This is a genomic window from Klebsiella sp. 10982, from assembly GCF_048589245.1.
In the GTDB taxonomy this organism is placed as follows: domain Bacteria; phylum Pseudomonadota; class Gammaproteobacteria; order Enterobacterales; family Enterobacteriaceae; genus Klebsiella; species Klebsiella quasivariicola.
Genome location: NZ_JBMAXV010000045.1, coordinates 26,514 through 34,019 on the forward strand (window position 1 = coordinate 26,514; position 7,506 = coordinate 34,019).

Genomic DNA, 7,506 nt, shown 5'->3' on the forward strand with positions numbered 1-7,506 from the left:
ACGTGCAACCCCAAAGGTGGTTAATCACAAACCCCGCAGCGGTCAGCGATTTTCCGTTGCGTCTACATGGGACAGAGTCAAAAATTGAATATACAACCGCGTTCGCGTTCGCCGCTGGTGCAACTGGCGGGAATTCGCAAAAGCTTTGATGGTAAAACGGTCATCGATAACCTTAACCTGACCATCAACAACGGTGAGTTTCTCACCCTGCTTGGCCCTTCTGGCTGCGGTAAAACCACCGTTCTGCGCCTTATCGCCGGCCTGGAAAACGTCGACAGCGGCCGGATCCATCTCGAAGATCACGATATCACCCATGTCCCGGCGGAGAACCGCCACGTTAATACCGTCTTTCAAAGCTACGCCCTGTTTCCGCATATGACGGTGTTTGAGAACGTTGCCTTCGGTCTGCGGATGCAAAAAACCCCGTCAGCGGAAATCACTCCACGGGTGATGGATGCCTTAAAGATGGTGCAGCTGGAGACATTTGCCCAGCGCAAACCGCACCAGCTCTCCGGCGGCCAGCAGCAGCGCGTGGCCATCGCCCGCGCGGTGGTCAACAAACCGCGCCTGCTGCTGCTCGATGAGTCCCTTTCGGCGCTGGATTACAAACTGCGCAAGCAGATGCAGAACGAACTGAAAGCGCTGCAGCGTAAGCTCGGGATCACCTTCGTCTTCGTCACCCACGATCAGGAAGAGGCGCTGACCATGTCCGATCGCATCGTGGTGATGCGTGATGGCAAAATCGAGCAGGACGGCACTCCGCGTGAGATTTACGAAGAGCCGAAAAACCTGTTCGTCGCCAGCTTTATCGGCGAGATCAATATCTTCGACGCTACCGTGATTGAACGCCTCGACGATCAGCGCGTGCGCGCCAGTGTCGAAGGACGGGAGTGCAACATCACCGTCAACTTTGCGGTGGAGGCCGGCCAGCGTCTGCATGTCCTGCTGCGCCCGGAAGATCTGCGCGTCGATGAGATCCACCACAACAGCGATGCCGACGGCCTGATCGGCTATGTCCGCGAGCGCAACTATAAGGGCATGACCCTGGAGTCGGTGGTGGAGCTGGAAAACGGCAAAATGGTGATGGTCAGCGAATTCTTTAACGAAGACGATCCGGATTTCGACCACTCCCTCGACCAGAAAATGTCTATCAATTGGGTGGAGAGCTGGGAGGTGGTGCTGGCCGATGAAGAACACCAGTAAATTCCAGAATGTGGTGATTGCCACCATCGTCGGTTGGCTGGTGCTGTTTGTCTTTCTGCCCAACCTGATGATCATCGCCACCAGCTTCCTGACCCGCGACGACGCTAACTTCGTCAAGCTGGTCTTCACGCTGGACAACTACTCGCGGCTGTTGGATCCGCTCTACTACGATGTGCTGCTGCATTCGCTGAACATGGCGCTGCTGGCGACCCTTGCCTGCCTGGCGCTGGGCTACCCGTTTGCATGGTTCCTCGCCCGGCTGCCGCAGAAGGTACGGCCCCTGCTGCTGTTCCTGCTGATCGTTCCCTTCTGGACCAACTCGCTTATTCGCATCTACGGTCTGAAGATTTTCCTCAGCACCAAAGGCTATCTGAACGAGTTTCTGCTGTGGCTGGGGGTGATCGACACGCCAATACGCATAATGTTCACCCCCTCGGCGGTGATCATCGGCCTGGTGTATATCCTGCTGCCGTTTATGGTGATGCCGCTCTACTCCAGCATTGAGAAACTGGATCGCCCGCTGCTGGAAGCGGCGAAAGATCTCGGCGCCAGCAAGCTGCAGACCTTTATCCGCATTATCATTCCGCTGACCATGCCGGGGATCATCGCCGGTTGTCTGCTGGTGATGCTGCCGGCTATGGGGTTGTTTTACGTTTCCGACCTGATGGGCGGTGCCAAGAACCTGCTGATCGGCAACGTGATCAAAAGCCAGTTCCTGAATATCCGCGACTGGCCGTTCGGCGCGGCAACCAGCATTACCTTAACCCTGGTGATGGGGCTGATGCTGTTGATCTACTGGCGCGCGGCGCGCCTGCTGAATAAAAAGGTGGAACTGGAATGATCGGTCGACTGCTGCGCGGCGGCTTTATGACCGCCATCTACGCGTATCTCTACATCCCTATTATTATTCTGATCGTTAACTCGTTTAACCGGTCGCGCTTCGGTATCAACTGGCAGGGGTTCACCACCGACTGGTATAGCCTGTTGATGAACAACGATAGCCTGCTGCAGGCCGCCCAGCACTCGCTGACCATGGCGGTGCTGTCAGCGACTTTCGCCACCCTTATCGGCTCACTCACCGCCGTGGCGCTGTATCGCTATCGCTTTCGCGGCAAACCGTTCGTTAGCGGCATGCTGTTTGTGGTGATGATGTCGCCGGATATCGTGATGGCTATCTCCCTGCTGGTACTGTTTATGCTGATCGGCGTCCAGCTTGGTTTCTGGTCGCTGCTGTTTTCGCATATCACCTTCTGCCTGCCCTTCGTGGTGGTGACCGTCTACTCCCGGCTGAAAGGCTTCGATGTGCGGATGCTGGAGGCGGCGAAAGATCTGGGCGCCAGCGAGATGACTATCCTGCGCAAAATCATCCTGCCGCTGGCTCTGCCGGCGGTGGCGGCCGGGTGGCTGCTGAGCTTCACCCTGTCGATGGATGACGTGGTGGTCTCCTCGTTCGTGACCGGTCCGGGGTATGAAATCCTGCCGCTGAAGATCTATTCAATGGTCAAGGTCGGCGTTTCGCCAGAGGTGAACGCCCTGGCCACGATTCTGTTGGTTCTGTCGCTGGTGATGGTCATCGCCAGTCAGTTAATTGCACGTGATAAAACTCAGGGGACGTTAAGATGAAAAAATGGTCACGCCACCTGCTCGCGGCGGGCACTCTGGCAATCGGCATGGGCGCTGCGCACGCGGACGACAGCAAAACGCTCTATTTCTATAACTGGACCGAATACGTACCGCCGGGCCTGCTGGAGCAGTTCACCAAAGAGACCGGCATCAAGGTTATCTATTCGACCTACGAGTCGAACGAAACCATGTACGCCAAGCTCAAGACCTATAAAGACGGCGCGTACGATCTGGTTGTCCCGTCGACCTACTTTGTCGACAAGATGCGCAAAGAAGGCATGCTGCAGAAGATCGATAAGAGCAAGCTGACTAACTTCAGCAACCTCGATCCGCAGATGCTGAACAAACCCTTCGATCCGAATAACGACTATTCCATTCCCTATATCTGGGGTGCGACGGCTATCGGCGTCAACAGTGACGCTATCGACCCGAAAACCATCACCAGCTGGGCCGATCTGTGGAAGCCGGAATACAAAAGCAGCCTGCTGCTGACCGACGACGCGCGCGAAGTGTTCCAGATGGCGCTGCGTAAGCTGGGCTATTCCGGCAACACCACCGACCCGAAAGAGATTGAAGCCGCCTATAACGAGCTGAAAAAGCTGATGCCCAACGTCGCGGCGTTTAACTCTGACAACCCGGCTAATCCGTATATGGAAGGCGAAGTGAACCTTGGCATGGTGTGGAACGGCTCGGCTTACGTCGCTCGCCAGGCCGGTACGCCGCTGGAAGTGATCTGGCCGAAAGAAGGCGGCATTTTCTGGATGGACAGTCTGTCGATTCCGGCGAACGCTAAAAACGTCGACGGCGCGCTGAAGCTGATTAACTTCCTGCTGCGCCCGGATGTCGCCAAACAGGTCGCGGAAACTATCGGTTATCCGACGCCGAACCTGGCGGCGCGCAAAATGCTCAGCCCGGCAGTGGCCAACGATAAATCGCTCTATCCGGATGCTGCGACCATTGAGAAAGGCGAATGGCAAAATGACGTGGGCAGCGCCAGCGCCATTTATGAAGAGTATTACCAGAAGCTGAAAGCGGGCCGCTAATCCCGCAGGGCGGAGCCGCGGTTCCGCCCTTTTTTTGCCCTCACCCTAGCCCCGCAGCGCGCGCCACAGGATCGCCGGCAATTTGCGCCAGCGCGGTCGATGGTAAAAATCCACCAGCCGCTGCGCCACCGCGTCCTGCTCCCGGTGGGTGATGAACCAGGGCGGCAGCGGCATCAGCGTCGGTTCGCCATGCCACAGACTACGTGGAAACGGCCGAAACGGCGCCTCAATCACCGTGCGCTCGGTTTTCTCCAGCATAAAGCTGTTATGCACCTTGCCCCGCCCGCTCTGAATATCGTCGAGCGTGTGGCCGGGAAATGCCCCCCACGGGCAGGGGGCTAACAGGAAGGCCACCCCGCTCCAGCAGTTGATCGCCACTGTGCCGTAGCGCAGCTCGGCGATCAGCGCGTTAAAACGCTTACGCCCGATCGCTTTGCGGGTGCGCGGGTGGATCACAATATTGGCCCCCAGCGAGCCCTGCAGCCGCTGATTGGCATAGCCGATCGCCTGGCGCAGGAAACTTTCCGCGCTGTCGGCCTCAAGACGGGTGACCGACAGCCCCGGGCCAAAGACCTCCTGCTGACAGAACGCCGGGTCATCCTCGGTGTTCGTCACAATTAACGGCAGCGCGTCGCCGCGCGCTATCTCCAGCGGCTGGCGGGCGCGCAGGCGAAAGTCGGTCAGCCTTTTTTCAGCGCCGGGGTAGTAGTCCGGACGGGTGTTCGCGGCGATCAGCCGGTACAGCTGATTCAGCAAGCCCGTCGCTGGCTCCCAGCCCTGCTGCAGGATCAGCACCTGGCTGGCCACGCAGTTAAACCCGCCGTTGTTCATCTTCTGCGTCGCCAGCTGCTGCGCCTGAAAAGCGATATCCGCCTCGCTCCACGGCCCGGGGACGATAATGGTGGGGCTGACGCCGCCCAGCTCCGAGGTCACCCGGCGCGGGTTCAGCGGCGTCCCGGCGGCCCGACGCTGGCGAGCCGCTTCACCGTCGCCCCAGACGATGACGTCATGGGTCTCGCGGGAGCCAGTGATATGGATCTCATCGACAGCGGGATGGGGGGTCAGCCATGCTCCCGCCTGGGCGTCGCCGGTGACAATGCGGAGCGCATCCATGGCGATCAGCGGCGCCAGGGCCTGGGCCAGCAGATCGTGCAGATAATCATTCAGCGGATTGAGCTTCAGCAGGCAGACCTGATTTTCAATAAACAGCTTGTGTAGCACATCCAGTGGCGCAATCGAGGCCACATTGCCGGCGCCAAGCACCAGCGCCAGCTTGCCCTGCCGCGCGGCCGGCGGGATGTCGTATGCCCGCGCCGCATAGCGGTCGAGATGGGCCCGGGTGACGCCTGGCTGCATCCATATCTCAGCGCGAACACCAGACAGCAACAGTCGATCCCAGAGCGTGCCGGGCACCACCCGCAGCGCCAGGCGGCCGTCCGCCAGCGTCCGCAGCGGGATCCGCCGCAGAAAGGTCTTCTCCTCCAGCTGCTCCAGGGTGGCGATGAGCCCGTTGCATCCGACCATTAGCGCGCAGGGGCCCGCCAGCCACTCCTCCCCCGCCAGCGGATCGCCCGCCGGCAGCCCTTTGGCCGCCGCCGCGGCGGCCACCCACGCCGGAGCAATACCGGCCAGGGCATCCTTGATCTGGCGCAACAGCGCCAGACGACGATTCACTGAGGTTTCCGCCCAGCGCTGGCGCGCAGCCGACAAGGCATACAGCGCCGCGTCATACCGGGAACAGGTCGTCAGACCGGGTCGCGCATGGCTCATTTTCCCTCACTCATTAAAATCTCTCCGTAGGCCTGGCGCAGTTGATTTTTGAGCACCTTACCCGTGGCGCTGACCGGCAGCGCATCGACAAATATCACCCGGTCCGGGATCTGCCATTTAGGCACCCGCTTCTCAAACCAGCTCAGCAGATCGGTCTCCTCCACTTCGCCCCCTTCCGCACGGACGCACAGCAGCACCGGCCGCTCGTCCCAGCGCGGATGGCGGGCGGCGATGGCCGCCGCGCTGCGCACCCCCGGATGCGCGATGGCGATATTCTCCAGCTCAACGGTGGAGATCCACTCGCCACCGGACTTGATAATATCCTTTGCCCGATCGCTGATCACCAGATAACCATTGGCGTCGAGCGTACCGATATCACCGGTATCAAACCAGCCTGCCGCGGTCAGGGCGCTCGCGTCCTGACCATAGTATTGCTCTACCACCCAGTGCCCTCTGACCTGCAGATATCCCTGGCTTTGCCCATCCCGGGGCAACGGTTCGCCATCCACGCCAACCACCTGCAGTTCGATGCCGAAAATGGGCCGCCCCTGACCGGCGCGCTGCTTTTGCTGCTCCTGTGCCGGGAGCCCGTCATGTTTGCTCAACGGCGTGTTGATGGTGCCGATCGGCGATGTTTCGGTCATTCCCCAGGCGTGGGTCAGCGCAATGCCGTAATCACGCTGAAAGGCCTCGGCCATCGACGGCGGCAGCGCGGAGCCGCCGACCAGCGCCCGTTTAAATTCAGGCACTCTGACGTCTGTCCGGCGCATCGCCGCCAGCAAGCCGGCCCAGATCACCGGCACGCCAAACCCCACCGTCACCTTCTCGGCGGCCAGCAGCTGCAGCAGGCTGTCGCCATCGAGGTGCGGCCCCGGCAGCACCAGCCGCGCGCCGACCATCGCGGCGATAAACGGCGTTCCCCACGCGTTGACATGGAACATCGGCACCACCGGCAACAGGCTGTCCTTCGCCGATATGCCGGCCGCGTCCGGCTGGTTGCCGCTCAGGGCGTGCAGGACCAGCGAACGATGGGTATTCAACACCCCTTTCGGCCGGCCGGTGGTTCCCGAGGTGTAGCAGAGCGAAGCCGGGGTCAGTTCATTGAGCGGCGGCCAGCGATAGTCTATGGTCCCCTGCTGCAACAGATCGTCATAAAACAGCAGCGAGGGCAGCTGGCTGAGCGCGGCTTCGCTGCGGGGTTCCATCAGCACGATGTGTTTTACCGTCGGCAGGTGCGGCAGCAGCTGCGCAACCAGTGGCAGAAAGGTCTGGTCAAAAAACAGCACTTCGTCGGCAGCGTCATTGAGGATATACCGCAGATGGTCCACCGACAGCCGTGGGTTAACGGTGTGCGTCACCCAGCCGCCGGAGGCGACGGCAAAATAGATTTCCAGGTGGCGGCGGTTGTTCCATGCCAGGGTAGCGCAGCGGGCGCCCGGCGGCAGCCCCAGCGACGCCAGCGCCGATGCCAGCCGCTGAGCATGGCGGGCCACCTCCCCCCAGCTGCTGCGCTCCTTCTCGCCGCCGGCGCCCACCGAGACAATCTCGGTCTCGCTGTGAAACTGCGCCGCATGGCCGAGCAGCGCGGCAGTGGTGAGATCCTGATAAATCATCGGTGACGGCATGGCGGGTCTCCTTTACAGACGTCCGGCGGAATAGAGGGGCGCGGCGCGATCGCGCGGGCGCCTATTGAATCTGGTCTACATTTGCCGGTCTGCACAAAAAAACGTACAGAAATCAGCGGTCACGCACAAAATAGAGTGGGAAATGATTCAGGAAGGAGAAGACGAACTCATGACCGGAAGATCATTACTCAGAGAGCGTATCGCCCGACACCGGGCCGGGCGATAGCGGTGGCGATTTACAG

At 60.4% G+C, this 7,506-nt stretch carries 6 protein-coding genes; 4 read left to right on the forward strand and 2 right to left on the reverse strand.

Annotated features, from left to right (window positions below):
* Positions 1-66 precede the first annotated feature (66 nt).
* From potA to potD, 4 genes are read left to right on the forward strand one after another with little or no spacing between them, the layout of a single operon-like run.
* Positions 67-1,203, forward strand: coding sequence for a spermidine/putrescine ABC transporter ATP-binding protein PotA (potA, locus tag ACKLKD_RS23685; protein ID WP_025714408.1), 1,137 nt, complete (start codon positions 67-69; stop codon positions 1,201-1,203).
* Complete coding sequence (gene potB / locus ACKLKD_RS23690; RefSeq protein WP_004150812.1) at positions 1,187-2,044, forward strand: spermidine/putrescine ABC transporter permease PotB; 858 nt, start codon at positions 1,187-1,189, stop codon at positions 2,042-2,044. Before potA ends, potB begins: the two co-directional genes overlap by 17 nt.
* Positions 2,041-2,826 carry a spermidine/putrescine ABC transporter permease PotC gene (gene potC / locus ACKLKD_RS23695; protein ID WP_025714409.1) on the forward strand — a complete coding sequence of 262 codons (786 nt, stop codon included), beginning with the start codon at positions 2,041-2,043 and terminating at the stop codon, positions 2,824-2,826. Before potB ends, potC begins: the two co-directional genes overlap by 4 nt.
* Positions 2,823-3,869 (forward strand): spermidine/putrescine ABC transporter substrate-binding protein PotD, encoded by a 1,047-nt coding sequence (gene potD / locus ACKLKD_RS23700; protein ID WP_087805923.1) that lies wholly within the window; start codon positions 2,823-2,825, stop codon positions 3,867-3,869. The genes potC and potD overlap by 4 nt, the downstream gene beginning before the upstream one ends.
* Before the next feature lie 45 nt (positions 3,870-3,914).
* Here potD and ACKLKD_RS23705 read toward each other — a convergent pair whose 3' ends face one another.
* Together ACKLKD_RS23705 and ACKLKD_RS23710 are read right to left on the reverse strand one after the other, a co-directional pair.
* Positions 3,915-5,639: an aldehyde dehydrogenase family protein gene (locus ACKLKD_RS23705; protein WP_087805921.1), complete on the reverse strand. Its 1,725-nt coding sequence runs from the start codon at positions 5,637-5,639 to the stop codon at positions 3,915-3,917.
* The gene (locus tag ACKLKD_RS23710; protein ID WP_080898015.1) at positions 5,636-7,264 is read right to left on the reverse strand and encodes a long-chain fatty acid--CoA ligase; all 1,629 of its coding nucleotides are present in this window, start codon (positions 7,262-7,264) and stop codon (positions 5,636-5,638) included. The genes ACKLKD_RS23705 and ACKLKD_RS23710 overlap by 4 nt, the downstream gene beginning before the upstream one ends.
* Positions 7,265-7,506 lie beyond the last annotated feature (242 nt).

What these genes read in the sequence shown, in the direction of transcription:
- potA (WP_025714408.1), top strand. Translation starts at nt 67, where the DNA reads ATGGGACAGAGTCAAAAATTGAATATACAACCGCGTTCGCGTTCGCCG.
- potB (WP_004150812.1), top strand. Translation starts at nt 1,187, where the DNA reads ATGAAGAACACCAGTAAATTCCAGAATGTGGTGATTGCCACCATCGTC.
- potC (WP_025714409.1), top strand. Translation starts at nt 2,041, where the DNA reads ATGATCGGTCGACTGCTGCGCGGCGGCTTTATGACCGCCATCTACGCG.
- potD (WP_087805923.1), top strand. Translation starts at nt 2,823, where the DNA reads ATGAAAAAATGGTCACGCCACCTGCTCGCGGCGGGCACTCTGGCAATC.
- ACKLKD_RS23705 (WP_087805921.1), bottom strand. Translation starts at nt 5,639, where the DNA reads ATGAGCCATGCGCGACCCGGTCTGACGACCTGTTCCCGGTATGACGCG.
- ACKLKD_RS23710 (WP_080898015.1), bottom strand. Translation starts at nt 7,264, where the DNA reads ATGCCGTCACCGATGATTTATCAGGATCTCACCACTGCCGCGCTGCTC.